The sequence below is a fragment of the Glycomyces algeriensis genome (assembly GCF_027622855.1).
In the GTDB taxonomy this organism is placed as follows: Bacteria; Actinomycetota; Actinomycetes; order Mycobacteriales; family Micromonosporaceae; genus Glycomyces; species Glycomyces algeriensis.
Window position 1 is genome coordinate 4,005 of sequence record NZ_JAPZVR010000010.1, and the last position, 23,728, is coordinate 27,732.

20 protein-coding genes, 2 tRNA genes, 1 other RNA gene and 1 pseudogene are annotated in these 23,728 nt (G+C 69.7%); 8 read left to right on the top strand and 16 right to left on the bottom strand.

Annotated features, from left to right (window positions below):
- Positions 1-86: 86 nt before the first annotated feature.
- The 4 genes from O2L52_RS17595 to O2L52_RS17610 form a co-directional block, all read right to left on the bottom strand.
- Complete coding sequence (locus tag O2L52_RS17595) at positions 87-1,322, bottom strand: ABC transporter permease (RefSeq protein WP_270117105.1); 1,236 nt, start codon at positions 1,320-1,322, stop codon at positions 87-89.
- 675 nt (positions 1,323-1,997) lie between these two features.
- Complete coding sequence (locus tag O2L52_RS17600) at positions 1,998-2,702, bottom strand: ABC transporter ATP-binding protein (protein WP_270117107.1); 705 nt, start codon at positions 2,700-2,702, stop codon at positions 1,998-2,000.
- The gene (locus O2L52_RS17605; protein WP_270117109.1) at positions 2,699-3,787 is read right to left on the bottom strand and encodes a peptidoglycan-binding protein; all 1,089 of its coding nucleotides are present in this window, start codon (positions 3,785-3,787) and stop codon (positions 2,699-2,701) included. Before O2L52_RS17605 ends, O2L52_RS17600 begins: the two co-directional genes overlap by 4 nt.
- Positions 3,787-4,335 carry a hypothetical protein gene (locus O2L52_RS17610; RefSeq protein WP_270117111.1) on the bottom strand — a complete coding sequence of 183 codons (549 nt, stop codon included), beginning with the start codon at positions 4,333-4,335 and terminating at the stop codon, positions 3,787-3,789. The genes O2L52_RS17605 and O2L52_RS17610 overlap by 1 nt, the downstream gene beginning before the upstream one ends.
- 128 nt (positions 4,336-4,463) lie before the next feature.
- On the opposite strand from O2L52_RS17610, the gene O2L52_RS17615 reads away from it, so the two are divergent.
- Together O2L52_RS17615 and O2L52_RS17620 are read left to right on the top strand one after the other, a co-directional pair.
- On the top strand, positions 4,464-5,120 hold the full coding sequence (locus O2L52_RS17615) for a response regulator transcription factor (RefSeq protein WP_270117113.1): 657 nt from the start codon (positions 4,464-4,466) through the stop codon (positions 5,118-5,120).
- Positions 5,121-5,137: 17 nt separating this feature from the next.
- Positions 5,138-6,307: a sensor histidine kinase gene (locus O2L52_RS17620; protein WP_270117115.1), complete on the top strand. Its 1,170-nt coding sequence runs from the start codon at positions 5,138-5,140 to the stop codon at positions 6,305-6,307.
- Between the two features lie 93 nt (positions 6,308-6,400).
- Here the strand turns inward: O2L52_RS17620 and O2L52_RS17625 are convergent.
- Together O2L52_RS17625 and ffs are read right to left on the bottom strand one after the other, a co-directional pair.
- Positions 6,401-6,476: transfer RNA gene (locus tag O2L52_RS17625), tRNA-Thr, on the bottom strand.
- An RNA gene (gene ffs / locus O2L52_RS17630) (signal recognition particle sRNA small type) lies at positions 6,474-6,567 on the bottom strand. Before ffs ends, O2L52_RS17625 begins: the two co-directional genes overlap by 3 nt.
- Positions 6,568-6,692: 125 nt before the next feature.
- On the opposite strand from ffs, the gene O2L52_RS17635 reads away from it, so the two are divergent.
- Positions 6,693-6,780, top strand: a tRNA-Ser gene (locus O2L52_RS17635).
- A gap of 63 nt (positions 6,781-6,843) precedes the next feature.
- Here the strand turns inward: O2L52_RS17635 and O2L52_RS17640 are convergent.
- Positions 6,844-7,182 (bottom strand): MerR family transcriptional regulator, encoded by a 339-nt coding sequence (locus O2L52_RS17640; RefSeq protein WP_270117116.1) that lies wholly within the window; start codon positions 7,180-7,182, stop codon positions 6,844-6,846.
- 117 nt (positions 7,183-7,299) lie between these two features.
- Here O2L52_RS17640 and O2L52_RS17645 point away from each other — a divergent pair, with 117 nt between their 5' ends.
- The gene (locus O2L52_RS17645; RefSeq protein ID WP_270117118.1) at positions 7,300-7,746 is read left to right on the top strand and encodes an Hsp20/alpha crystallin family protein; all 447 of its coding nucleotides are present in this window, start codon (positions 7,300-7,302) and stop codon (positions 7,744-7,746) included.
- 477 nt (positions 7,747-8,223) lie between these two features.
- Here the strand turns inward: O2L52_RS17645 and O2L52_RS17650 are convergent.
- The 7 genes and pseudogenes from O2L52_RS17650 to O2L52_RS17680 form a co-directional block, all read right to left on the bottom strand.
- Positions 8,224-10,734 (bottom strand): annotated as a pseudogene (locus O2L52_RS17650) (ATP-dependent Clp protease ATP-binding subunit); the annotation flags it as partial.
- Positions 10,735-11,152: 418 nt separating this feature from the next.
- Positions 11,153-11,509 (bottom strand): histone-like nucleoid-structuring protein Lsr2, encoded by a 357-nt coding sequence (locus O2L52_RS17655; RefSeq protein ID WP_208498769.1) that lies wholly within the window; start codon positions 11,507-11,509, stop codon positions 11,153-11,155.
- Between the two features lie 244 nt (positions 11,510-11,753).
- On the bottom strand, positions 11,754-13,208 hold the full coding sequence (lysS, locus tag O2L52_RS17660; RefSeq protein ID WP_344473589.1) for a lysine--tRNA ligase: 1,455 nt from the start codon (positions 13,206-13,208) through the stop codon (positions 11,754-11,756).
- A gap of 357 nt (positions 13,209-13,565) precedes the next feature.
- Entirely contained in the window at positions 13,566-14,372 is an 807-nt protein-coding gene (gene amrB, locus O2L52_RS17665) for an AmmeMemoRadiSam system protein B (protein WP_270117122.1), read from the bottom strand.
- 47 nt (positions 14,373-14,419) lie between these two features.
- Positions 14,420-15,580: an AmmeMemoRadiSam system radical SAM enzyme gene (gene amrS, locus O2L52_RS17670; protein WP_270117123.1), complete on the bottom strand. Its 1,161-nt coding sequence runs from the start codon at positions 15,578-15,580 to the stop codon at positions 14,420-14,422.
- A 164-nt stretch (positions 15,581-15,744) separates the two neighbouring features.
- Entirely contained in the window at positions 15,745-16,839 is a 1,095-nt protein-coding gene (locus O2L52_RS17675) for an ABC transporter ATP-binding protein (protein WP_270117125.1), read from the bottom strand.
- A gap of 226 nt (positions 16,840-17,065) precedes the next feature.
- Entirely contained in the window at positions 17,066-17,812 is a 747-nt protein-coding gene (locus O2L52_RS17680) for a hypothetical protein (RefSeq protein WP_270117126.1), read from the bottom strand.
- A 47-nt stretch (positions 17,813-17,859) separates the two neighbouring features.
- Between O2L52_RS17680 and O2L52_RS17685 the strand changes: the two genes are divergently transcribed.
- The gene (locus O2L52_RS17685; RefSeq protein WP_270117127.1) at positions 17,860-18,915 is read left to right on the top strand and encodes a UDP-N-acetylmuramate dehydrogenase; all 1,056 of its coding nucleotides are present in this window, start codon (positions 17,860-17,862) and stop codon (positions 18,913-18,915) included.
- On the opposite strand, the gene O2L52_RS17690 is transcribed toward O2L52_RS17685, so the two are convergent.
- Positions 18,912-21,053, bottom strand: coding sequence for an MMPL family transporter (locus O2L52_RS17690; RefSeq protein ID WP_270117128.1), 2,142 nt, complete (start codon positions 21,051-21,053; stop codon positions 18,912-18,914). The genes O2L52_RS17685 and O2L52_RS17690 overlap by 4 nt on opposite strands.
- Positions 21,054-21,147: 94 nt before the next feature.
- Here O2L52_RS17690 and O2L52_RS17695 point away from each other — a divergent pair, with 94 nt between their 5' ends.
- The 3 genes from O2L52_RS17695 (at position 21,148) to O2L52_RS17705 (ending at position 22,728) form a co-directional block, all read left to right on the top strand.
- The gene (locus O2L52_RS17695; protein ID WP_270117130.1) at positions 21,148-21,957 is read left to right on the top strand and encodes a TetR/AcrR family transcriptional regulator; all 810 of its coding nucleotides are present in this window, start codon (positions 21,148-21,150) and stop codon (positions 21,955-21,957) included.
- 106 nt (positions 21,958-22,063) lie between these two features.
- Positions 22,064-22,303 carry a type II toxin-antitoxin system VapB family antitoxin gene (locus O2L52_RS17700; protein ID WP_270117132.1) on the top strand — a complete coding sequence of 80 codons (240 nt, stop codon included), beginning with the start codon at positions 22,064-22,066 and terminating at the stop codon, positions 22,301-22,303.
- Positions 22,300-22,728, top strand: a complete 429-nt coding sequence (locus tag O2L52_RS17705; RefSeq protein ID WP_270117133.1) for a PIN domain-containing protein — start codon at positions 22,300-22,302, stop codon at positions 22,726-22,728. The genes O2L52_RS17700 and O2L52_RS17705 overlap by 4 nt, the downstream gene beginning before the upstream one ends.
- On the opposite strand, the gene hemB is transcribed toward O2L52_RS17705, so the two are convergent.
- The gene (gene hemB / locus O2L52_RS17710) at positions 22,725-23,711 is read right to left on the bottom strand and encodes a porphobilinogen synthase (RefSeq protein ID WP_270117134.1); all 987 of its coding nucleotides are present in this window, start codon (positions 23,709-23,711) and stop codon (positions 22,725-22,727) included. The two genes, O2L52_RS17705 and hemB, sit on opposite strands and share 4 nt — an antisense overlap.
- Positions 23,712-23,728 lie beyond the last annotated feature (17 nt).

The following is a 23,728-nucleotide window of genomic DNA, read 5'->3' on the forward strand; positions in this document are numbered from 1 at the left end:
TCCCGCCGGGTACACCTACGGTCCAGTCCGTCGCACTGGGCGGCCCGGCTCGAATGAGCCGGGCACCACCGTTCTCCATGGCGCGCCTACTGGGCCGCGAGGGCCTCGGTCGGCGAGAGCCGGGACGCCCGGATCGCCGGGTAGAGCCCCGCGACCGCGCCGATGAACAGCGTCGCGCCCACCCCGCCCACACTCGCCCAGTACGGCACCACCGCAGGCCAGCCCTGCGAGGACGCGTACCCGACGGTGACCATGGTCCCGATGAGCACCCCGCCCAGGCCGCCGAGCGCACTGAGCAGCAGCGACTCCGCGAGGAACTGCACCCGCACCTGGCCGCGCGTCGCCCCGAGCGACCGCCGCAGCCCGATCTCGCTGCGCCGCTCCAGCACCGAGATCACCATCGTGTTCGCGACCCCGACGCCGCCGACGAGCAGCGCCACCGCGCCGAGCCCCAGCAGCATCCCGGTGAACGCGGAGTCCACCGCCTGCTGCGCCTCGAGCGCGTCCGAGGGCCGCGACACCGACATCTCATCGGGCGCCGAAGGATCGGCCGTCGCCGCGAGCACATTCGCCACATCGAGCACGTACGCGTCCTCGGCGCGGGTGTAGACCGTGGTCGCGTGCCCGTCGAACGCGAGGTACGCCGCCGCGGACTCCCAGCCGATGAGCGCCGTCAGGTTCAGCTCCGGCGCGAGCGCCACCGGCTCCAGCACGCCCACCACCGAGAACCACTGCCCGCCGATGTAGACGTCCACGCCCGCGCCGGTGACCCCCAGCTGCTCGGCGGCGCTTGACCCGAGCACCACCGCCGGGTACTGCGACGTGGCCTCGTTCAGCCACACGCCGTCCGCCAGTGCCGCACCCACCGTGTCGAGCAGGTTGAGCTCGGCGGCGCACACGGTCATGCCGCCGCTCTGCCCCTCGGGAATCCGGTCCGACCGGTACACGCTCACGTCCGGCACCACCCCGGTCGCCGCGACCTGCGTGACCGGCGCGATCCGGCCGATCATCGACACCGCCTCGTACGGCAGCACCCCGACCTCGCCGCTCATCATCGACGTGCCCGGCGTGACCGTGAGCAGGTTCGTGCCGAGCGCCGCGAGCTGCCGGTCGAGCTCCGCCCGGCTCGACGACGAGATCCCGACGACCGCGATCATCGCCGCGATCCCGATCGCGATCCCCAACGCGGACAACCACGCCCGCAGCGGCCGCGTCCGCAGGCCGGTGGCCCCCACCCGCAGCACGTCCCCCGGGCGCATCCGCGCCGCCCGCAGCGACTTCGCCGAAGGCTCCGCCGGACCGGACGACCGCAGCGACCGCATCCGGCGAGCCCCCTTCCGCCGCTCCGGCGGCGGGCCGGCGTCCGGAGCCGGATCTGGACCGGAAGTCGGTGCCGAAGCGGCGGCCAGCGCGGGTTCGAGCGGACCTCCCTGCGGAGCGGCTCCCGGTTGCGGTCGCGAAGGCGCACTTGCCGGTCGTCTCGGCGGTGCCTTGTCCGAGCCCGAAGCATGCGGTTCGTTCCGCGAAGGCCCGCCCGGTGCTCGTGGTTCCGAGCGGCTTCCCGGCGCGTCGGTCCCGCTGGTCCTCGGCGCCGGTCCCGTCCCTCGATCGGGCGGCGGTGTCGCCGAAGCGGCGCCCGGCTCCGATGCGGGCGGACCTCCCCGCGACGCCGCTCCTGGTTGCGGTCGCGAAGGCGCACTTGCCGATCGAATCGGCGTCGTCGACTGCTCGACGCCTGGCGCGGGCTCGAGCGGAGCACTACCCGGTTGCGGTCGTGAAGGCGCGCCATTCGGTCGACTCGGCACCGCCTTGTCCGCGTCCGAAGCCGGAACGGGTTCGCTCCGTGAAGACCCGGTCGGCGTTCGCGGTCCAGGTCGGTCGCCCGCTGGACTGGTCGCGTCGGCTTTCGGTGCCGGCGGGGCGGGGATCGGCGGAGGCGGCCAGTCGCCCGGCGGCGGCTCCTCCCCGCTGCCCGGACCGCTTGGGGGCGTTGTCATTCAGACCACCTCTCCGTCGCGCATCGCGACCTGCCGCGGCAGTGACCGCGCGATGTCCTGGTCGTGCGTGATGACCACGACGGTGGTCCCGGCCTCGTGCAGCTCGTGCAGCAGCGCCATAACGCCGGACCCGGACACCGAGTCGAGGTTGCCCGTCGGCTCGTCCGCGAGGAGGACCGCCGGTTCGCCGACGATCGCCCGTGCCACCGCCACCCGCTGCCGCTCGCCGCCGGACAGCTCGTTCGGCAGGTGGTCCAGGCGGTGTCCGAGCCCGACCTTCTCCAAGGCCTCGGCGGCACGGGTCCGCCGGTCCGGGCCGCGCCGGCCCGAATAGAGCAGCCCGTCCGCGACGTTGTCGAGCACCTGCTGGCCCACGGCGAGGTGGAACTGCTGGAACACGAACCCGATCCGGGTGGCGCGCAGCGCTGACAGCTGCTTGTCGCGCAGCCGCGCCACATCGAACCCGTCGATGCGCACCGTGCCCTCGCTGGGCCGGTCGAGCGTGCCGATGAGGTGCAGCATCGTCGACTTGCCCGAGCCGGAGGGGCCGACGATCGCGCACATCTCCCCCGCGTCGATCCGCAGGGAGACGCCGCGCAGCGCCCGCACCCCGCCGGGATACGTCTTCGAGACGCCGTCGAGCTCGACCACCGGCCGCGGCCCGGTCGGCGGGGCCTCCACGGTCGCCTCCGCGAGGGCGCTCATGAGGGCACCACCACGGACATGCCCGCTTCGAGGCCCTCGCCGCTCACTTCCACCGAGCCGTCCGCGAACAGGCCCGTGTCGACCGCGATCACCTCGGTGGTGTCGCCGTTCGCGATCTCGAGGCCGTATCCGCCGCCGCCGAGGCCCAGCAGGGCCTCCACCGGAACGGTGAGCACGTCGTCGGCCGTCTCGCCCGCGAAGCCGACGTCGACCGCGGCCTGGTCGAGCCCGTCGAACACCGCCGGGTCGTCCGCGGCCACCGTCACCTCCAGGTACGTGACGCTCTCGGTGCCGCTCTGGGACTCCTCTTCGCTCACCAGGGACTCGGAGTCGGCGATCGTGCCGGTCGCCTCGGTGCCGTCCGGGAGCGTGATCGCGACGGCCTCGCCGACCGTGACCAGCTCCTGGTCCTCCAGTTCGACCTCGACGGTGACGACCTTGTCGAGGCCCGTGTAGTCGAGGACCGGCGAGCCCGGCTGGACCGGATCGCCCAGCTCGACCCCGACCGTGTCGACCCGGACCTCCCCTGGGGCGTAAGCGATCTGGCCCAGGTCGATGACCCCGGTCTCCGGCAGGCCCAGGTCCTCCTGCCACTCCTCGACCGCCTCCGCGGTCGCGTCCGTGTACTCGTCGTCCACAGTGAACCCGTCGTATCCGAGCTTCGAGAGGTTCTCCTCGAACTGCTTCACGTCCGAGCCCTCGGCGCCCGGGGTCAGCGACCGGTACGCCGGGAGCGTCCCGTACAGGAGGGTCACCGGCTCGTCGTCGACGGCGAACAGCTCGCCGCCGCGCTCGATCACGTCGCCCGCCTTCGGCAGCGCCGTGAACGTGCCGCTCTTCAGGCAGTCGAGGCCGATCACGTCCCCGAAGCCCAGGTCGCCCGAGACCGTGACGGTCTCGGTGAGGGTCTGTTGCACGACCTCGGCGGTCGCCGGGGTCTCCTGCGACGCGCCGGCCTCGGCCTCGTCGAAGAACGCCCGCGGATCGAAGCCGAGGGCGGCCGCGGCCGCCCCGGCGGCGGCGACCACGACGGCGGTCACGGCCACGGCCTTCCCGGCGCCGCCCTTGCGGCGCTTGCGGGTCATCACTCGTCCTCATCAGGGCGCTCGGGACGCAGTTCCGCGCACGCCTCGTCGGCCGCCTGGAACTCGTCGCTCTGCGGGTCGAAGCCCTGCTCGCCGTTCATCATGATGCCGCCGTTCGGCTGGGGGTCCGGGAACTCGGCGATGCCGTTCTCCCGCATGCACTCGGAATAGTCGAGCAGCGCCTCGTAGATTTCGGGGTCGAGCGTCTCGCCCTCCCCGGGGCCGGGCATCAGGTCCTCGCAGGCCTCCTCGGCCGCCTTGAAGTCCTCGTCCTCCGGGTCGATGCCCTCGGGCAGGGACAGGCCCACCCCGTTCTCGCCGTTGCGCTCCGGGTCCGGGAAGTCCGGAATGCCGTTCTCCCGCATGCACTCCGAGTACGCCAGCGCCTGCTCGAAGCCGTCCAGGTCCTCGCCGTCGCCGGCGTCCTCGCTCGCGGATTCGGTGGCGCCGTCGGCGGTGGCGACGCCGCCGCCGTCGTCGTCGTCGCTGCAGGCCGCGACCGACAGGGCCATGAGACCCAAGAGGAGTGCGATCGTGTATCGCCGCATGGATGTTCGTCCTTTCGCCGCCGCCGGGGAGGTCCCGGCGGCAGCACCAGTACAGTCGCGGCGGCGTTGCCCGGCCGTAAGCCGATTCGGCAATGCCGCGGCAATGCGGGGCGGGCCATGATGGGGGCATGAGAATCCTGGTGGTGGAGGACGAGCCGCTGCTCGCCGATGCCGTGGCCGAGTGGCTGCGCGGTGAGTCGCACGCGGTGGACATCGTGTTCGACGGTGCGGCGGCGCTCGAGCGGTTCGGCGTGAACGACTACGACGTGGTCGTCCTGGACCGGGACCTGCCGGGGGTGCACGGCGACCAGGTGTGCCGGGCGATCGCGGCCGGGCACGGGGAGACGCGGGTGCTGATGCTCACGGCGGCGTCGGACATCGACGACAGGGTGACCGGGCTGGCGCTCGGCGCTGACGACTACCTGCCGAAGCCCTTCGCGTTCCGGGAGCTGGCCGCGCGGGTCGCGGCGCTGGGGCGGCGGGCCCGGCCGGCGGCGCCGCCGGTGCTGGAGCGGGCGGGGATCACGCTCGACACGCACCGGCACCAGGTGTTCCGTGACGGGCGGTATGTGCCGTTGTCGCGCAAGGAGTTCGCGGTCCTGACGGAGCTGCTGCGGGCGGACGGCGCGCCCGTCTCGGCCGAGCAGCTGCTGGAGAAGGCCTGGGACGAGCACACCGACCCGTTCACGCAGGCGGTGCGCATGACCATCCTCAAGCTCAGGCGCAAGCTCGGCGACCCGCCGGTGGTCCTGACCGATCCTGGAGTGGGGTACTTCCTGAAATGAGTGGCAGAGCTCCTGCAATGAAGCGCCGCATCCGACTGACGCTCCGGGCCCGCCTGACCCTGGTCTACGGCGGGCTGTTCCTCGCCGGCGGGGCGCTGCTGCTGGTCCTCACGTACAGCCTCGTCGAGCAGGGCATCCCCGATGAGGGGGCGATCATCCGGAGCTTCAACTCCGCCGGGGAGGAGGTCCCCCAGCCGGGGACCGAGGTGCTGACGGAGGACCAGAACCTGCGGCTGCTGGCCACGAACGAGGTGTGGGCCGAGGCGCTGGACGCGATCCGCAACCAGGGCCCGCTGGCGCTGCTGCTGGTCGGCCTCGGGACGATCGCGATCGGCTGGCTGGTGGCGGGGCGGATGCTGCGGCCGCTGCAGCGGGTGACCGACACGGCGGCGCAGATCGCGGAGTCCCCGGCGGCCGACCGGGGCCTGCACCAGCGGATCAAGGTGAGCGGTCCGCGCGATGAGCTGCGGGACCTCTCGGAGACGTTCAACCGGATGCTGGAGCGGCTCGACCAGTCCTTCGACGGGCAGCGGACGTTCATCTCGAACGCCTCCCATGAGCTGCGGACGCCGCTGACGGTGACGCGGGCGCTGCTGGAGGTGGCGCTGCACCGGCAGGACGCATCGGCGGAGGTGCGGCTGCTGGGCGAGACGCTGCTGGAGGTGAACGCCCGGCACGAGCGGCTCATCGAGGGGCTGCTGCTGCTCATGCGTTCGGACCGGGAGCTTGCCGAGCGGTCGTACGTGGACCTCTCGGACGTGGCGGAGTACGTGGTGGCGCAGACGCCCGCGGGCGGCGTCGCGGTGACGGCCGCGTGCGAGGAGGCGCCGACGCTGGGCGAGTCCGTGCTGCTGGAGCGCCTGGCGCAGAACCTGGTGGAGAACGCGATCCGGTACAACGCGCCGGAGGGCGGCTGGGTGCGGGTGGCGACCCGCCGCGAGGGCGCCTTCGCGGTCCTGGAGGTCGTGAACTCGGGCCCGGTCGTCCCCGCATTCGAAGTGGAGGGCCTATTCGAGCCCTTCCGGCGCTTCGGCACCGAGCGCCTCGCCACCGCCTCCAAGGGCGCCGGGCTCGGCCTGTCCATCGTCAGGGCAGTAGCGAAGGCCCACGGCGGTGAAGTGGCCGCCGTTGCCCGCGCCGAGGGGGGCCTGACGGTGACGGTGCGCCTGCCGGCCGCAGGCGACTGACCGGGCTCGCTACGGGAGCTGCTACTGGGACTAGCCCGCTGCCGGCCGGCAGACCAGCGGGTATGAAAAAAGGCCCTGTCACCAGGGCCTTACTGGAGCCGCCTAACGGAATCGAACCGTTGACCTATTCATTACGAGTGAATCGCTCTACCGACTGAGCTAAGGCGGCGGGGTCCCTCACGCACCCGACAGAGCCCGCTTATCCTTGCTGCCTTCCGGCCCTGGGGAGGTTCACAAGATGACGCCGCATGAGGGACGGGCGAAAGTCTACCCCACGCCCTTCCCGCCGCCGAACCGGGAGCGCCCGGATCGGGCCCGATGCAGCGCAGGTCACCTCGTTCAACCCGGTGGAAGTACTCCGGAGGCATCCGGTAAGGTCTTCCGCGGAGGATTCGCATAGTGGCCTAGTGCGCACGCTTGGAAAGCGTGTTGGGTTAACGCCCTCAGGGGTTCGAATCCCCTATCCTCCGCCACTAGCGGGAAGAGAGAAGCCGGAGCGGTCGCTCCGGCTTTTTTCGTGCCCTGTGCGCTGGGGTTCAGTCGCGGGAGGCGAGTCGGGCCAGGGCCTCGCCGAGTTCGGCGCGGAGGCGGCGGTTCTCCAGTTCCATGTCGAGCACGAGCTTGACGCCGGCGAGGTTGAGTCCGGAGGCGAGGAGTTCGCCGATGCGGCGGACGCGATCGATGTCGTCGTCGCTGTAGCGCCGGGTGCCCCCCGAGGTCCGGCGGGGCTCGACGAGGCCGCGCGCCTCGTAGACGCGCAGGGTCTGCGGGGCCAGGTTCAGCAGCTCGGCCGCGACCGAGATGCCGTAGACGGCGCGGTCGGGTGCGGGCCGGGCGGCGGGCTGCGGCTGGCGGTCCAAGTGCTCCTCCATCATGGCGGGAACGTACCCGCCGAGTTTATCTCTTATAGTCGGGTGGACGAAATCTGCATCGTGTGTTATATATTTTCGTATCGATCGGTAAGCACACTCTTTGCAGGAGGTGACCTGGCGATGCTGATGCGCACGGACCCGTTCCGCGAGCTCGACCGTCTCGCACAGCAGCTGCTCGGACAGAACGACACCCGGCTGGCCATGCCGATGGACGCGTGGAGGGAGGGACACCGGTTCATGGTGGAACTCGACCTGCCCGGCGTCAGAGAGGACGACATCGACCTCGAGGTCGAGCGCAACGTCCTCACCGTCAAGGCCGAACGCCGCACTGTCGACAACGGCACTTTGGACAACGGCACTGCCGAGCCCGGCGACCGCGAGATCATCCACGCCGAACGCCCGGCGGGAACCTTCATGCGGCAGATCTTCCTCAGCGACGTCCTCGACACCGAGCACGTCGAAGCGGTCTACAGGGACGGCGTCCTCACGCTGACGATCCCCATGGCCGAGGAGGCCAAGCCACGCAAGGTGCTCGTCGCCAGCGGCAAGCAGGCCATCGAGCAGTAGCGCACCCGTCCCGGACGCGGGGCGAGCACCCGCGTCCGAGACGGCATCGGACGGGAGGAACACACCATGAGCGGCCGCGTCTACTACACGCGCGACGGCATCCCCGACTACGAACTGGTCTGCGACCACTGCGGTGCCCGGTTCGACTGCGGGGACGACTCGTACTACAGCTGGCCGGTGCTGTGCGGCGCCGCCGAGGCCGAGGGCTGGCTGGTCGGGCCCGGACTCGACGGCGAGCACGTGTGCGCCCGCTGGGCTCCCGCGACAGCCGCAGGCTCGTCGCGGCATGACGGCGCCATCACACGGCGCCAGGACGACGAAGGGGCGGGACCTCGCGGTCCCGCCCCTGTCTCGCTCTATCGGCCTCCGCGGTTAAGCGGCGCCGCCCTGGCCCACCTGGCCGCCGCGCGGCCCGGCTCCCGGGCTCTTCGGCGGCATCGTGCCGGTACCGGCTCCCGGGCTCTTGGGAGCCCGCTCGCCGGCCAGCTCGGCCGGAGGCGTGTCCGGGACGCTCGCGGGCTTGTCGGCGCCCCTGAACGTCAGGTTCGTCTTCTCGACGTCCTTCGGGTCGCCGTCGACGTCCACGATCACGATCTGACCGGGGGTGAACTCGTTGAAGAGGATCTTCTCCGAGAGCGTGTCCTCGATCTCGCGCTGGATCGTGCGGCGCAGCGGCCGCGCGCCCATGACCGGGTCGTAGCCCTTGTGCCCCAGGTACAGCTTCGCCGCGTCCGTGAGCTCCAGAGCCATGTCGCGGTTCGCGAGCTGGTTCTCGATGCGCTTGACCATGAGGTCGACGATCGCGACGATCGCGTCCTGCGAGTGCTTCGGGAACACGATCGTGTCGTCGATGCGGTTCAGGAACTCGGGGCGGAAGTGGTTCTTCAGCTCCTCCGAGACCTTCTCCTTCATCCGGTCGTAGTCGCCGCCCTCGGACGCGTCCGACTGGAAGCCCAGCGAGACGGCCTTGCCGACGTCCTTCGTGCCGAGGTTGGTGGTCAGGATGATCACCGTGTTCTTGAAGTCCACGATGCGGCCCTGACCGTCCGTCAGACGACCGTCCTCAAGGATCTGCAGGAGCGTGTTGAACACGTCCGGGTGGGCCTTCTCGATCTCGTCGAACAGGACCACGGAGAACGGCTTGCGGCGCACCTTCTCGGTGAGCTGCCCGCCCTCGTCGTACCCGACGTACCCGGGAGGCGCACCGACGAGGCGCGACACCGTGTACCGGTCGTGGAACTCGGACATGTCCAGCTGGATCAGCGAGTCCTCGGAGCCGAACAGGAACTCCGCGAGCGCCTTCGCCAGCTCGGTCTTACCCACACCGGACGGGCCGGCGAAGATGAACGAGCCGGACGGGCGCTTGGGGTCCTTGAGCCCGGCGCGAGTACGGCGGATCGCCTTCGAGACCGCCTTGACGGCGTCCTCCTGGCCGATGATCCGCTTGTGGATCTCCTCCTCCATCTTCAGCAGACGGGAGGTCTCCTCCTCGGTGAGCTTGTAGACCGGGATGCCGGTCCAGTTCGCGAGGACCTCGGAGATCATCTCCTCGTCGACCTCGGTGACCTGGTCCAGGTCGCCCGCCTTCCACTCCTGCTCGCGCTTGGCGCGCTTCTCGTGGAGGCGCTTCTCGGTGTCGCGCAGGCGCGCGGCGGCCTCGAAGTCCTGGGCGTCGATCGCCGACTCCTTCTGGCGGCGCGTCTCCGCGATCTCCTCGTCGATCTCGCGGAGGTCCGGCGGTGCGGTCATGCGGCGGATGCGCATTCTCGCGCCGGCCTCGTCGATGAGGTCGATGGCCTTGTCGGGCAGGAACCGGTCCGAGATGTACCGGTCCGCGAGCGTCGCGGCCTGCACCAGGGCGCCGTCCGTGATGGACACGCGGTGGTGGGCCTCGTAGCGGTCCCGCAGGCCCTTGAGGATCTCGATGGTGTGCGCCAGCGACGGCTCGGCCACCTGGATCGGCTGGAAGCGGCGCTCCAGGGCGGCGTCCTTCTCGAGGTACTTGCGGTACTCGTCGAGCGTGGTCGCACCGATGGTCTGCAGCTCGCCGCGGGCCAGCATGGGCTTGAGGATCGAGGCCGCGTCGATCGCGCCCTCGGCGGCCCCCGCACCGACGAGCGTGTGGATCTCGTCGATGAACAGGATGATGTCGCCGCGGGTCTTGATCTCCTTGAGGACCTTCTTCAGGCGCTCCTCGAAGTCGCCGCGGTACCGCGACCCGGCCACCAGGGCGCCCAGGTCGAGCGTGTACAGCTGCTTGTCCTTGAGGGTCTCGGGGACCTCGCCCTTGGTGATCGCCTGCGCGAGCCCCTCGACGGCGGCGGTCTTGCCGACGCCGGGCTCGCCGATGAGCACCGGGTTGTTCTTGGTGCGGCGGGACAGGACCTGCATGACGCGCTCGATCTCGCGCTGGCGCCCGATCACGGGGTCGAGCTTGCCGTCGCGCGCGGCCTGCGTGAGGTTGCGGCCGAACTGGTCGAGCACGAGCGAACCGGACTGCTGCGCCTCCTGGGAGGTGCCGCCGGCGGTCGCGCCCGCGGGCTCCTTGCCCTGGTAGCCGGAGAGCAGCTGCAGCACCTGCTGGCGGACGCGGTTGAGGTCCGCGCCGAGCTTGATGAGGACCTGGGCGGCGACGCCCTCGCCCTCGCGGATCAGGCCGAGCAGGATGTGCTCGGTCCCGATGTAGTTGTGGCCGAGCTGCAGCGCCTCGCGCAGGCTCAGCTCGAGCACCTTCTTCGCCCGCGGGGTGAAGGGGATGTGCCCGGACGGGGCCTGCTGGCCCTGGCCGATGATCTCCTCGACCTGCTGGCGGACGCCTTCCAAGGAAATGCCCAGGCTCTCCAGGGCCTTCGCCGCCACGCCCTCGCCCTCGTGGATGAGGCCGAGCAGGATGTGTTCCGTGCCGATGTAGTTGTGGTTGAGCATCCTGGCTTCTTCTTGAGCCAAGACGACCACGCGTCGGGCACGGTCCGTAAACCGTTCAAACATGCGCTTCTGCTCCTCGCGTCCGCCGCTACTTGTCGTCGTTACTGGTCGTGGCTTGCAAAACCCTGTGGGTACACCTTATCTCCCGGGTCCGCGGACGACGGGTGCCACGTGGGTGACAACAAGCGTGCCTCTAAGACCATTCCCGGTGATAACAGGTTCGCTGTGAGCGCAATACCCGTGCACCGCCGCAGCAATCCAATGGTGCCCGACGGGTGTGACACGCGGGCCGAATCCGCCGTCCCAAGGAACGGAACCGCGCGGCCGTTCCGCGCCTATGTCCGCTGCGTGTCCGCTATGCCGATCGCGGCTCGGCTCCCCATTTTGTTCGCTGCCCGCGAACGCGCCGCAGTTCACCGCACGCGAAATGCCCGCTCCCCTGGGGAGAGCGGGCATGGAAGTCGGTTCGACGGGTGCCTGACTAGTTGTGCGCGGCGTTGTATTCCTCGACGATGGCCTGCGGGATGCGCCCGCGGGGCGAGACGCGCTTGCCGCTGCGCTCGGCCCACTCGCGGATGGCCTTGTTCTGCTCGCGGTCCACAGTCTGGCGGCGGGGGGCGACGGCGCCGCGGACCGGGCCGCGGGGGGCGCCCAGGCTGTAACGGCCGAGTCGGGTGCCGGCCTCCTGGAACTTCTCCAACGCGTCGCGCAGTTCCTTGGCATGCCCGGCCGAGAGGTCGATCTCGTAGGCCTGTCCGTCGATAGCGAATTTGACGGTCTCCTCAGCCTTGCTGCCGTCGATATCGTCGATCAGGATGACCTGTGTCTTCTTCGCCATGGCAAATTCCTCTCGAACTGTAGCGACTACCGCTGCCGGGACAACCGTCTTGCTAGTGCCAGAGCATATACGAGTCCATTAGCGAAGGGAAAGAGGGTGGGCGCATCTATTTGTGAATACATCGCTACCGTCCAGGCCACGTGGCGACTTGAATGCGTCCAAGTGTCCCGGCTCCGGGCGAAAAGGGACCGCGCCCGAGGCCGTCCCTTGAATAACGGCTTCGGACGCGGTTCCTTTGGCTTTGCTATTCGGGTTTCACCAGCGGGAAGAGGATGGTCTCTCGGATACCGAGTCCGGTGAGCGCCATAAGCAACCGGTCGATTCCCATGCCCATCCCGCACAGCGGCGGGAGGCCGTACTCCATCGCGCGGAGGAAGTCCTCGTCGACGCCCATGGCCTCGTCGTCGCCCTTCGCGGCCAGTCTGGCCTGGGCCTCCAGGCGCTCGCGCTGGATGACCGGGTCGATCAGCTCCGAATAGCCGGTGGCGAGTTCGAAGCCCCGCACGTACAGGTCCCATTTCTCCGTGAGTCCGGGAGTGGTGCGGTGACCGCGCGTGAGCGGGGAGGTCTCCTCGGGGTAGTCGAAGACGAAGGTCGGTGCGACGATGTGGTCGGAGACCAGCAGCTCGAACAATTCCTCCGCGAGTTTCCCGGGGCCCCACTTGGGGTCGACCGCGAGTTCGACTTTCTCCGCGTAAGCGCGCAGCGTCTCCAGCGGGGTGTCCACGGTCACGGTTTCTCCGAGTGCTTCGGAAAGGGACCCGAAGAGGGTGATCTCGGCCCACTCGCCGCCGAGATCGAACTCGGAGCCGTCCGCGAGTGCCACGGTCTCAGTCCCGAACACCGAGCGCGCCGCACCTTGAATGAGCGACTTGGTGAGGCCGGCGATGGTGCGGTAGTCGCCGTAGGCCTGATAGGCCTCCAGCATCGCGAACTCCGGCGAATGCGACGAGTCGGCGCCCTCGTTGCGGAAGTTCCGGTTGATCTCGAATACGCGGTCGATACCGCCGACGACGCACCTTTTCAGATAGAGCTCGGGCGCGATGCGCATGTACAGGTCCATGTCGTACGCGTTCATGTGCGTCACGAACGGCCGCGCGGTCGCCCCGCCCGGCTGCACCTGCATCATCGGGGTCTCGACCTCGACGAAGTCGCGGTCGTCGAGCTGCGCGCGCAGCGAGCGGACGACCTTCGCCCGGTTGCGGGCGTTCGCGCGGGCCTCGGGGCGGACGATGAGGTCGACGTACCGCTGGCGGACGCGGGTCTCCTCGGCGAGCGGCTTGTGGGCCACGGGCAGCGGGCGCAGGGCCTTGCCTGTGATCTCGAAGGAGTCGGCCATGACCGACAGCTCGCCGCGCTTGGAGGTGACGACCTCGCCGGTGACGCCGATGTGGTCGCCGATGTCGGCCAGGCGCTTCCAGTCGGCGAGGCGCTCCTCGCCGATCTTGCCCTGGGAGAGCATCACCTGGAACTCGGTGCCGTCGCCGTCGCGCAGGCGCGCGAAGCAGAGCTTCCCGGCCGTGCGGACGAAGATCACCCGTCCGGTGGTGCCCACGGTGACGCCCGAGGACTCGCCGTCGACGAGGCCCGCGAACTGCTCGCGCAGCTCGGCCAGCGTGTGGGTGCGCGGGTAGCCGAGCGCGTAGGGCTCCTTGCCTTCCGCGAGGAGGGCGGCGCGCTTGTCACGCCGGATCTGCATCTGCTCGGGAAGGTCGTCGCCGCTGTCGCTGTCGCTGTGCTGCTCGTGCTCGGTCACGTCTTACAGGGTAAATGCCGTCGCTGCGGGACGGCATGCGAGTTTCCCCGCATCGCGCCGTGTCACACCGCCGGGCTCCGGAGGTCTGCGGCCCCGGAACGGACGGCTGCGGACGGCTGCGGACGTAGGGCATGCCCCTTCCCACCCGCATCCACCTCCGACCAACCGAAGAAATGGGACGACCATCCCACACGGGTCCGACATGCCATCGAACGCGAATCTTGTTCGCGTGGGCGGGCGGTTGGCCGGCACGTGGAGAGCGGCCGCTCCCATCGGGAACGGCCGCTCCGGAGTGTTCGCCTAGTCGGCCAGGATCGGCCGTTCGATCGCGAAGGCCGGGTAACCGACGACGCGGTCGGGCCGGCCCACTGTGTCCGCCGAGGTGGCCAGGGCGAGCTGGCGCGGGCGGCGGCCGGTGGCGTCGGCCCAGGCGAGCGTGGCGCGCAGGGCGAACACGCCGCAGGCGTGGTGCGGGGCGATCTCGCGCGGCCGCAGGCTCCGGATCGCTTCGGCGGTCGACGCATCGATGCGCTCGGCGGTGGCCTGGTCGTGGAAGTGCGAGAGGTCGGTGGAGCAGATGATGACCGAGTCCTCGCCGGCCTCCTCGCGGAGCGCGCTGATGAGCCTCGCGGCGTCCGGGGTCTGCCCCATGCCGAACGCGACGGGCGTGATCTCGATGTCGGTGCCGAGCGCGACCTGCAGGAACGGCAGCTGGACCTCGAGCGAGTGCTCGGCCTCGTGCGGGAGGCGCGAGGAGCCGACGACGCCCGTGGCCGCGACCTGGACCTCCCCGAGCGGGGTCGCCCACCGCGCGTAGGGCGCGGCGGCGTGCCCGCGGAGCGGGTAGTGGTGGGACGGTCCGACGAGGACCACGCGCTTGACGCGGCCGCGGTGGGCGGCGAGCCGGGCGTAGACCTCGGCGGCGACCGGCCCGGAATAGCGGTGGCCGGCGTGCGGGACGATGTAGGCGTCGGCGAGCGGCTCGCTCACCGGTCCGGCGGCGTCGATGAGCCGCTCGATGTCGGCGCGGAGCAGCCCGGGGTCGGCCGGGTAGAAGCGTCCGGCGACGGCAGCGGGCCGTACGGTGTCTGATGTGATCGAAGGCATCGCAGGTCTTCCGGTGGTGGTTCCTATGGTCGGTGTGAAGGCTCTGGTCAGTGAGCCGGAATGTGGTCGTGCGCCGGTGCTCGCCTGGTTGACGGCGGGGCGATGCGGATCGGTTGCCGTTTGGGACCCCAGTCTCCCGCCGGTCCGTCGAAAACTCCGGGAACGGCCGCGCCGCAACGGCCGCACTGTCCGCTATCCGACACCGCATACCGGTCAATCCGGTACCAATTACGCACTATGAGGGCTTCGCCACAACCGGTGCAGGTCGTGGTCTGGCCTTCCGGGTCGTGCACATTGCCGGTGTAGACGTAGTGCAGGCCGGCGTCGCGGGCGATCCGCCTGGCCCGGCGGAGTGTCGCGACCGGGGTCGGCGGCACGTCGCGCATCTTGAAGTCCGGATGGAACGCGGTGAAGTGGAGCGGCACGTCGGGTCCGAGGTGGTCGTGGATCCACTCGCATTCCGCGGCGATCTCCGCATCGGAGTCGTTGTGCCCGGGAATGAGCAGTGTGGTGATCTCGGTCCACACGCCGGTCTCGTGCACCAGGTATTCGAGTGTGTCGAGGACGGTCCTCAGTGAAGCGAAAGCGATCTTGCGGTAGAACTCCTCGGTGAACGCCTTGAGGTCGATGTTCGCGGCGTCCATGTGCGCGTAGAGCTCTCGTCGCGCTTCGGGTCTGATGTACCCCGCCGAGACCGCCACGGCCTTGAGCCCGGCCTCGCGGGCCGCGTCCGCGCAATCCGCAGCGTATTCGAGGAACACCGTAGGGTCATTGTAGGTGAACGCGATCGACCTGCAGCCCAGGCGCTTCGCGGTGGTGGCGAGGGTCTCGGGCTCGGCCTCCGAAGTGAGCGTGTGGGTCTCGCGGGACTTCGAGATGTCCCAGTTCTGGCAGAACCGGCAGGCCAGGTTGCATCCGGCGGTGCCGAACGAGAGCACGGGCGTGCCGGGCAGGAAGTGGTTGAGCGGCTTCTTCTCGACGGGATCGATGCAGAAGCCGGAGGAGCGCCCGTACGAGGTCAGCACGATCTGGTCGCCCTGCCGCGCCCGCACGAAGCACAGGCCGCGCTGCCCTTCGCGCAAGCGGCAGGCGCGCGGGCAGACGGTGCATTCGATGCGCCCGTCGTCGAGCGCGCGGTGGAACCCGGTGCCGACGGTGAAATCGTCCGCACCTTCGGTCCGTGGCCTACGGGGAGTGAGGGTGGCCATACTCACTACCGTAGCGCCTGCGCCGTTGCCGTTGCGTTTCGGCATGGGCGCGAGCAGTTCGCACGCGAAAGGGGCCGCCCCGAGCGTCGTGCTCGAAACGGCCCCTACCGGTCTTGACAGTGCTGGTACGACCGCTGAGGCCGCAGCGTGCGGCCCGGGCGGTACTAGTTCAGGCGCTCGCCGGTGTTGGCGTGGAAGACGTGCTCGTGGCCCGGCTCGGGCACGACGTACACGGTCTCGGCCAGGCGCGGCACGTTGGCCGACTCGGTCCGGACGACGAAGCGCTCGGAGTCGCCGTTGTACGCGGCGTGGCCGTACACGTAGGCCTCCGAACCCAGCTCCTCGACGAGGTCGACCTCGATCGGGATGCCGCCGGAGCCCTCGGTGCCGAGCTTGCAGTGCTCGGGGCGGATGCCGATGGTGACCTTCTGGTCCCCGCCGTCCTGGGTGGCGGCGTCGCGGACCTCGCGCGAGAGCGGGAGGGTCACGTCGCCGAACAGGCCGCCGGCCTCGGTGAGGCTCACGGTCTTCAGGTTCATGGCCGGGGAGCCGATGAAGCCCGCGACGAAGGTGTTCTTCGGCGCGTCGTACAGGGTGCGCGGGGTGTCGCACTGCTGCAGCAGGCCGTCCTTCATGACCGCGATGCGGTGGCCCATCGTCAGCGCCTCGACCTGGTCGTGGGTGACGTAGACGGTGGTGATGCCGAGGCGCTTCTGGAGCGAGGCGATCTGCGAACGGGTCTGGACGCGGAGCTTGGCGTCGAGGTTCGACAGCGGCTCGTCCATGAGGAACACCTGCGGCTCGCGCACGATCGCGCGGCCCATGGCGACGCGCTGGCGCTGGCCGCCGGAGAGGGCCTTCGGCTTGCGGCCGAGGTAGTCGGTGAGGTCGAGGAGCTTCGCGGCGTCTTCCACGCGCTGCTTGATCTCGGTCTTCGGCATGCGGCGCAGCTTGAGGGCGAACGCCATGTTGTCGAAGACGGACATGTGCGGGTAGAGCGCGTAGTTCTGGAAGACCATCGCGATGTCGCGGGACTTCGGGGGGAGGTTCGACACGTCGGTGTCGTTGATGAAGATCGAGCCTTCGTCGACCTCTTCGAGGCCGGCGAGCATCCGGAGGGAGGTGGACTTTCCACAACCGGAGGGGCCGACGAGGACGAGGAATTCGCCGTCCTGGATCTCGATGTCGAGCTTGTCGACGGCGGGCTTCTCGGTGCCCGGGTAGATGCGCGTGGCACCGGCGTACGTCACTGTGGCCATGATTATGGTCCCTTTCACTGGCAGGTACGTGCCAGACGATCCGTGGTAAAAGGCGGCTTTTCATCACAGACGGGACCTCGCCGAAGCGGCGCGACCCTGCGCTGCGATCACGACCGCGTGATGCTCGGCACCGTGCAGTCGTGAGGTGAGCCTAGCCGCAGGGGAATGCCTTTGCCAAGTCGCAGCCGAACGTTTGTCCGGTTTACCGCGAAGGTTTACCGAAACGTTATTCCACCCGCATGGCCTGCAGCAGCCCCTCGTCGCCGGCCACGTCGCAGATCCCGAACGGCAGCCGGCCCCACAATGCGAGGGCGATGTCCGAGGCCGAGCCCGCCGCGCGGGCCTGCAGTTCCGTGCGCGAATCGGGCTGGTCGAGCAGCGCGACCCGGCCCTCGCGCAGGCGCACGAACCAGGTCGCGTCCGCGTCCTGCGCGAACAGCTGCACGAGCCCCGAGGCCTCCGGGTGGGCGCCGCGGCGGGCGCCGACCGGGAGGAACGCTTCGAACACCTCGCTGATCGCCTCCGCGGCGAGCGCGACGGGGACGGGCGCGGTCGCGCCCACGGCCATCTGGACGTCCCAGCGGGCCAGCCCCGTGGCGACGGCGACCCGGCGGTGCCAGAACTCGGCCCGCCACTCCACGGGCGCCCACGTCCACGCGGGCGAATCGGCCCCGCGCGCCTCGATCGCGTCGAGCACGGCCGCCAGCGCGTGGTCGTAGGCGTCGAGCACGGCGGTGCCCTGCGCGGTGACGGGCGGTGGCTGCGGGAGGTCCTGGTCGGCGGTGGGGCGGGTGAAGAGGGCGTCGACGGCCCAGCGGTACTCGCGGGCGAGTTCGAGGAGGATGCCCGCGACGGTGGAGTCGGGGCGGGAGGGCGCGACGCGGTCGAGGGCCTCGGGTCCGCATGCCGAGCGCAGGCCTGCGGCCTCGGTCTTCAACTCGGTGAGGTAGTCGGTGATGCGCAGCTTAGCCATGGTGACCGCCGTTCCTCGTAGCCTGCGTAAAGCTTAGGCTTTCCGGTGTGACAGACGCCAGTCCAACGCGGAGCGAGCAGGCTCCCGACGGCCCGGTTCCGGGCAGGTCCCTCAGTGCGTACACGACGCTGAGGATAGGAGGTCCGGCCCGGGATTTGATCGAGACGCGCCACTGGTCGGAGGCGGTCGAGGCGATTCGCGGGGCGGCCGGTCGGACGCTGGTGCTCGGGGGCGGCTCGAACGTCGTCATCGGCGACGCCGGGTTCGACGGGACGGTTGTGCTGCTGCGCGGCGAGGGCGTCGAGGAGGTCGGCGGCGGGCTGGTCCGGGTGCAGGCGGGGCATGTGTGGGACGAGTTCGCGGCGTGGACCGTGGCGAACGGGTGCTCCGGTGTCGAGTGCCTGAGCGGGATTCCCGGTTCGGCGGGTGCGACGCCGATTCAGAACGTGGGGGCGTACGGCCAGGAGGTCGCGCAGACGATCGCGGCGGTGAAGGTCTGGGACCGCGAGGTCGACGAGATCCGCGACTGGTCTCCGGCGGAGTGCGGGTTCGCGTACCGCCGCAGTGTCTTCAAGCATTCGGACCGGTACCTGGTGCTGAGCGTCGACTTCCGGCTCGAGGCTTCGGGCGTGTCGCAGCCGGTCGCGTACGCGGAGTTGGCGAAGCGGCTGGGCGTGGACGTGGGTGAGCGGGTGCCGCTGGGCCTGGCGCGCGAGGCGGTGCTGGAGCTGCGGCGGGGCAAGGGCATGGTGCTGGACGAGGCCGACCACGACACGTGGAGCGCCGGTTCGTTCTTCACCAATCCGCTGATCGATGCGCATGCGTTCCATGAGGTGGCCGAGCGGGCCGGGGGCGAGCCCCCGCACTGGCCGGCGGGCGAGGGGACCGTGAAGGTCTCGGCCGCGTGGCTCATCGGTGCGGCGGGTTTCGCGAAGGGGTACGAGCGGGGGAACGTGGGTCTCTCGACGAAGCACACGCTGGCTCTGACGAATCGTGGCGGCGCCACGGCGGGCGAGCTGCTCGCGCTCGCGGACGAGGTGGCGGACAAGGTGGAAGCGGACTTCGGTGTCCGCCTCCACCCCGAGCCGGTGATGGTCCTTTAGTTCTCGCGCAGGCCGATGCGGTCGTGGAGTCGCCGCAGGGGTGCGGGCGCCCACCAGTTCCATCGGCCGGTGAGGCGCATGAGCGCGGGCAGGAGCACGCCGCGGATCACGGTGGCGTCCACGAGGACCGCGAGGGCCATGCCGAGGCCGAGCATCTGCAGGAACACGACGTCGCCGGTGGCGTAGACCGCGAAGGAGAACGCCAGGACCGCGGCGGCGGCGGTGACGAGCGGCGCTGACCGCTGCAGGCCGACTGCGATCGAGCCGGTCCGGTCCCCGGTGCGGTCGTGCTCTTCCTTGATGCGCGCGAGCATGAACACCTCGTAGTCCATGGAGAGTCCGTAGGCGATGCAGAACATGAGGATCGGGATGCTCGGCTCGAAGGAGCCCTGCGGGGTGAATCCGATGAGGACTGCGAGGTGCCCGTCCTGGAAGACCCAGACGAGGGCGCCGAACATGACCGCGAGTGAGAGTCCATTGAGGACAGTGGCTTTGAGCGGGGCGATCACGCTGCCGGTCATGAGGAACAGGATCACGACGGTGATGAGGACGATGAGGCCGAGCACGAGCGGGAGCCGGTCGAGGAGGGCGTCGCGGAAGTCCGCCAGGTCCGCGGGGTAGCCGGACACGGACACCGCGAATCCGGCTTCGACGGCGCGGATGTCGCCGACGAGGGCGTACGGGTCGTCGCGCATCGCCTCGACCGCGGGCACCGCCGAAACCCAAGTGGCGCCGTCGAGGTGCGCGAAGCGGTCGGTGTCGCCGGGAGCGACTGCGGTGCCGTCGATGAACCGCCCGGCGCTCGAGTCGACCTGCGCGATGCCGTCCACTGTCGACAGTTCGGCCGCGTAGGCGGCGAGCGCATCAGTATCGGCCCCTTCGGCGAGGATCTGGAACGCGTCGGACTCCTCGGCGGCGAACCCGGCCGTGATCTGGTCGGTGACCACGCGGCTCGCGGCGTCCTCCGGGAGCGCCCGCTCGTCGGGGACCCCGAAGCGCACGCCCAGGATCGGCGACGCCAGCGTCAGCACCAGGACCAAAGCGGCTGTGCCCCAGAGGAACGGGCGGCGCATGACCGCCGACGCCGTCCGGAACCAGCGCCCGGTCTCGAGCGGCCGCACCGGGCGCGTCCGCGTCACCCGCCCGCCCCAGACCGCCAGGGCCGCAGGGAGGACGACGACCGCGCCGAGCAGCGCCGCGAGCGGCACGATGATCCCCGCGTACCCGAAGGACCGCAGGAACGGGAACGGCATGAGCAGCAGCACCGAGAGGCTCGCAGCCACAGTGACGGCGCTGAAGACAACGGTGCGCCCGGCGCTGGCCACCGTGCGGGCGACCGCCTCAGCGCGGTCGTGCAGCGCCGACTCCTCCCGGAACCGGTGCACGATGAACAGGCAGTAGTCCACGGCCAGGCCCATGCTCATGACCAGGATGAGGTTCGCGGCGAACGTCGAGACCTCGGTCGCCGCCGCCACAGCGCGCATGGCGGCCAGGGAGAGTACGAGCGCGAAGACCCCGACCCCCAGGGTGAGCAGGGCCGCGACCGGGCGCCGGTAGAGCACGATGAGCAGCACCAGCATCCCCGGGAGGATGATCAGTTCGGCGAGCAGGAAGTCCTCGCGGGCGAGCTGCGCGGCCTCGCGGAACAGCTCGTCGGAGCCGCCGACGGCCACAGTGAGCGCGCCGTCGTCGCGGGCGAAGTCCGCCTTCAGCGCTGGCAGCAGCTCCTCCCGCACGAACGTGACGTCGCCGGGCAGGTACGCGGTGACGAGCGCCTGCGAGCCGTCTTCGGAGCGGAGCGCGGGCGAGCCCGAGTCCCAGTAGGAGTCGACCGCGGCGGTGCCCTCGGCGGCGGCCAGTTCGGCGGCGAGCACGGCGCCCGCCTCGGCGCTCGCGGCGGAGTCCACGTCGCCGTCGGCGGCCGTGACGAGCAGCAGGAAGTTGGCGCTGCCGATCCCGAAGCGCCGGTCGAGTTCGTCGCCGGTGACGATCGACTCGGAGCCGGGCGCCTCGAAGCGGGAGAGGACGAGCGCGTTCATGGTTCCGGAGCCGATGAAGGCGCTGGCGAGGAAGGCGAGGAGGGCGACGAGCAGGAGGATGCGTCTGCGGCGCACGGTGAATCGACCAAGGCGGTGCATGGGGTCTCCGTCTGGCTAGACTTGAAAATGCGAGTGAGCGCTCGCAAATAAAAATACGAGCGATCGCTCGCAATTACAAGCCCGAGGGGGACGCGTGCCCGACGACACAGCCAAGCCCGAACGAAAACGCCAGGCCAGAGGCGAGAAGCGCATCGAAGAACTGCTCGACGCCGCCGCCGAGGTCTTCGCGGAGCGCGGCTACAAAGCGGCCGGCACCAACGAGATCGCCCGGCGCGCGGGCGCCTCCCCCGGCACGCTGTATCAGTTCTTCCAGAACAAGGAGGCCATCGCCGAAGCCCTCATGGCCCGGTATGTGGTGCGACTGCGCGCGGCCCACGGCGAGGCCTTCGACCCGGCCGTGGCCGAACTGCCGCTCGAGGAGATGCTCGACCGCATCATCGACCCGGTGGTCGCCTTCGACCGGGCCAACCCGGGGTTCTACGCGCTCCTCGCGGACCCCGCCCTGTCACCCGAGCTCGCGAGCGCGAAGAAGCCCGCCCAGAAGCTCATGTTCCAGCGCCTCGACCAGATCCTGGAACGGCGAGCCCCCGACCTCCCGGCCGAACAGCGCACCCGCACAGCAGAAGTCGCAGTCCACCTCTTCAGAGGCCTGCTCCCCCTCATCATGACCGCAACGGAAGCGGAACTCCCGGTCCTCGTCGCCGAGACCAAAGAAGTCCTCTTCAGCTACCTGTCGCCCCGAATCGATCTGGAAGCGACGCCGCAGCACAACAGGCGCACGCTCACCCCTGAAGAGGCCGCGCGCAAGGCTGCGCACATCGCTATGCGCAGCAACGTAACCACCGACGATGTGTTGACCGCGATCCACGAAGCTCGCGCAGAACACGTGCGTGCGGTCGAGAACGTTCTGGACCGGGACCATCCCCGAGAAGACCGGCGCTAGCGCGGACAGCGCCGAAACAACACGCCGAGCGCTCCTAAGGTTCGCGAGATTTAGCCAATCCGGATATACTCTGAATGGTATGGGATATCAAACTGCGGAGGCAGACATGACCAAGACACTCGTAGACGTTGACGACGAGCTGCTGGCCGACGTCATGGAGCAAACCGGCGCGCGGACCAAGAAGCAGGCGATCAACGAAGCGCTGGAATACTACCGGGAAGCTCAGCGCACCGGCCCGCAAACCGCGTGGAACAATCTTCGCCGCATGGCGGCCGACGGCACACTCGACCTAGACGAGGTCGAGCGGCTTAGCAATCTTCACAAGCAGGGCCGCACTGACAAATGATCCTCAAATACCTCATCGACACGAGCGCACTCGTTCGTGTCATCCGAGGACAGGTCGATCCTGCCTGGCTTCACTATGCCGACCAGGCAAAGTTCGGAATCTGCGAGCCAGTGCTCTTCGAGTTCGTCCAAGGTTCCGGGAAGCGCGAGGCCAAGGCGATTGAGGCTCAACTGCTGTCGAGTCATCAATGGGTGCCGATGTCGGATAAGGTCAGTTCCTACATGCGAGACCTGCGAAGGGACCTCACCGAGCGCAGCATGCACACCATGTTCAGCCTCGCCGACTACCTCATCGCAGCGACCGCAATCCAGGAAGGGTTCGTTGTCCTGCATGAGGATGCGGATTTCTCAGCGGCTGCCCGTCACCATCCGATGCTCAGCGAGCAGCGCATCAGCACGACAATTCCTGAAGACCTGCCGCTCTAGCGGAGGAGCGCCGCCGCTTCCATCGCCGCGTAGGTCGCGATGACGCCCGCGCCCGCGCGCTTGATGCTCGTCAGGGACTCCAGGATCGCCGCGTCGCGGTCGATCCAGCCGCGCTCGGCCGCCGCCACGATCTGGGCGTACTCGCCGCTGATGTGGTACGCCGCAACGGGAACGGGGCTCCGCTCGGCCGCGGCCTTCACGATGTCCAGGTACGGCAGGGCCGGCTTGACCATGACGATGTCCGCGCCCTGCTGAATGTCCAGGTCGATCTCGTGCAGCGCCTCGGTCACGTTCGCGTTGTCCTGCTGGTACGTGCGGCGGTCGCCCTGCAGCTGCGACTCCACCGCGTCCCGGAACGGGCCGTAGAACGCGCTCGCGTACTTCGCCGCGTAGGCCAGGAGACCGGTGTCGGTGTGGCCCGCTTCGTCAAGGGCCGCACGGACATAGCCGATCTGGCCGTCCATCATCCCCGAAGCGCCGAGCAGGTCCGCGCCCGCTTCGGCCAGGGCCACGCCCATCTCGGCGTAGCGCACCAGCGAAGCGTCGTTGTCCACAGTGCCGTCCGGGCGGAGCACGCCGCAGTGGCCGTGGTCGGTGAACTCGTCCAGGCACAGGTCAGGGATGACCACGAGGTCGTCGCCGACCTCCTCGCGGATCGCCCGCGTCGTCACGTTCAGGATGCCGTTCGGATCGGTTGCGGCCGAACCGATCGCGTCGCGCACCGCCGGGATGCCGAAGGGCATGAGCCCGCCGAGCCCGGCCCGCGCGGCCTCGACCGCGAGCTTGCGGACCGATTCGACCGAATGCTGGTGCACACCTGGCATCGACGCGATCTCGACGGGCTCGTGGAGGCCCTCCTTGACGAACACCGGCAGCACCAGGTCCGACGGATGCACGCGCGTCTCGGCCACGAGACGGCGAAGGGCCGCAGTGCGCCGCAGCCTCCGAGGGCGGATGACCGGGAACTCGGGACTGTTCGGCACTGCGACCACTTCCTCTA

Coding starts and splice junctions, on each gene's coding strand:
- O2L52_RS17615 (WP_270117113.1), top strand. CDS start 4,464: ATGAGAATCCTGGTGGTGGAGGACGAGCCGCTGCTCGCCGATGCCGTG.
- O2L52_RS17675 (WP_270117125.1), bottom strand. CDS start 16,839: ATGGCCACAGTGACGTACGCCGGTGCCACGCGCATCTACCCGGGCACC.
- O2L52_RS17705 (WP_270117133.1), top strand. CDS start 22,300: ATGATCCTCAAATACCTCATCGACACGAGCGCACTCGTTCGTGTCATC.
- O2L52_RS17690 (WP_270117128.1), bottom strand. CDS start 21,053: ATGCACCGCCTTGGTCGATTCACCGTGCGCCGCAGACGCATCCTCCTG.
- O2L52_RS17610 (WP_270117111.1), bottom strand. CDS start 4,335: ATGCGGCGATACACGATCGCACTCCTCTTGGGTCTCATGGCCCTGTCG.
- lysS (WP_344473589.1), bottom strand. CDS start 13,208: ATGCAGATCCGGCGTGACAAGCGCGCCGCCCTCCTCGCGGAAGGCAAG.
- O2L52_RS17645 (WP_270117118.1), top strand. CDS start 7,300: ATGCTGATGCGCACGGACCCGTTCCGCGAGCTCGACCGTCTCGCACAG.
- amrS (WP_270117123.1), bottom strand. CDS start 15,580: ATGGCCACCCTCACTCCCCGTAGGCCACGGACCGAAGGTGCGGACGAT.
- O2L52_RS17620 (WP_270117115.1), top strand. CDS start 5,138: ATGAAGCGCCGCATCCGACTGACGCTCCGGGCCCGCCTGACCCTGGTC.
- O2L52_RS17655 (WP_208498769.1), bottom strand. CDS start 11,509: ATGGCGAAGAAGACACAGGTCATCCTGATCGACGATATCGACGGCAGC.
- O2L52_RS17595 (WP_270117105.1), bottom strand. CDS start 1,322: ATGCGGTCGCTGCGGTCGTCCGGTCCGGCGGAGCCTTCGGCGAAGTCG.
- O2L52_RS17605 (WP_270117109.1), bottom strand. CDS start 3,787: ATGACCCGCAAGCGCCGCAAGGGCGGCGCCGGGAAGGCCGTGGCCGTG.
- O2L52_RS17680 (WP_270117126.1), bottom strand. CDS start 17,812: ATGGCTAAGCTGCGCATCACCGACTACCTCACCGAGTTGAAGACCGAG.
- O2L52_RS17600 (WP_270117107.1), bottom strand. CDS start 2,702: ATGAGCGCCCTCGCGGAGGCGACCGTGGAGGCCCCGCCGACCGGGCCG.
- amrB (WP_270117122.1), bottom strand. CDS start 14,372: ATGCCTTCGATCACATCAGACACCGTACGGCCCGCTGCCGTCGCCGGA.
- O2L52_RS17640 (WP_270117116.1), bottom strand. CDS start 7,182: ATGATGGAGGAGCACTTGGACCGCCAGCCGCAGCCCGCCGCCCGGCCC.
- O2L52_RS17700 (WP_270117132.1), top strand. CDS start 22,064: ATGACCAAGACACTCGTAGACGTTGACGACGAGCTGCTGGCCGACGTC.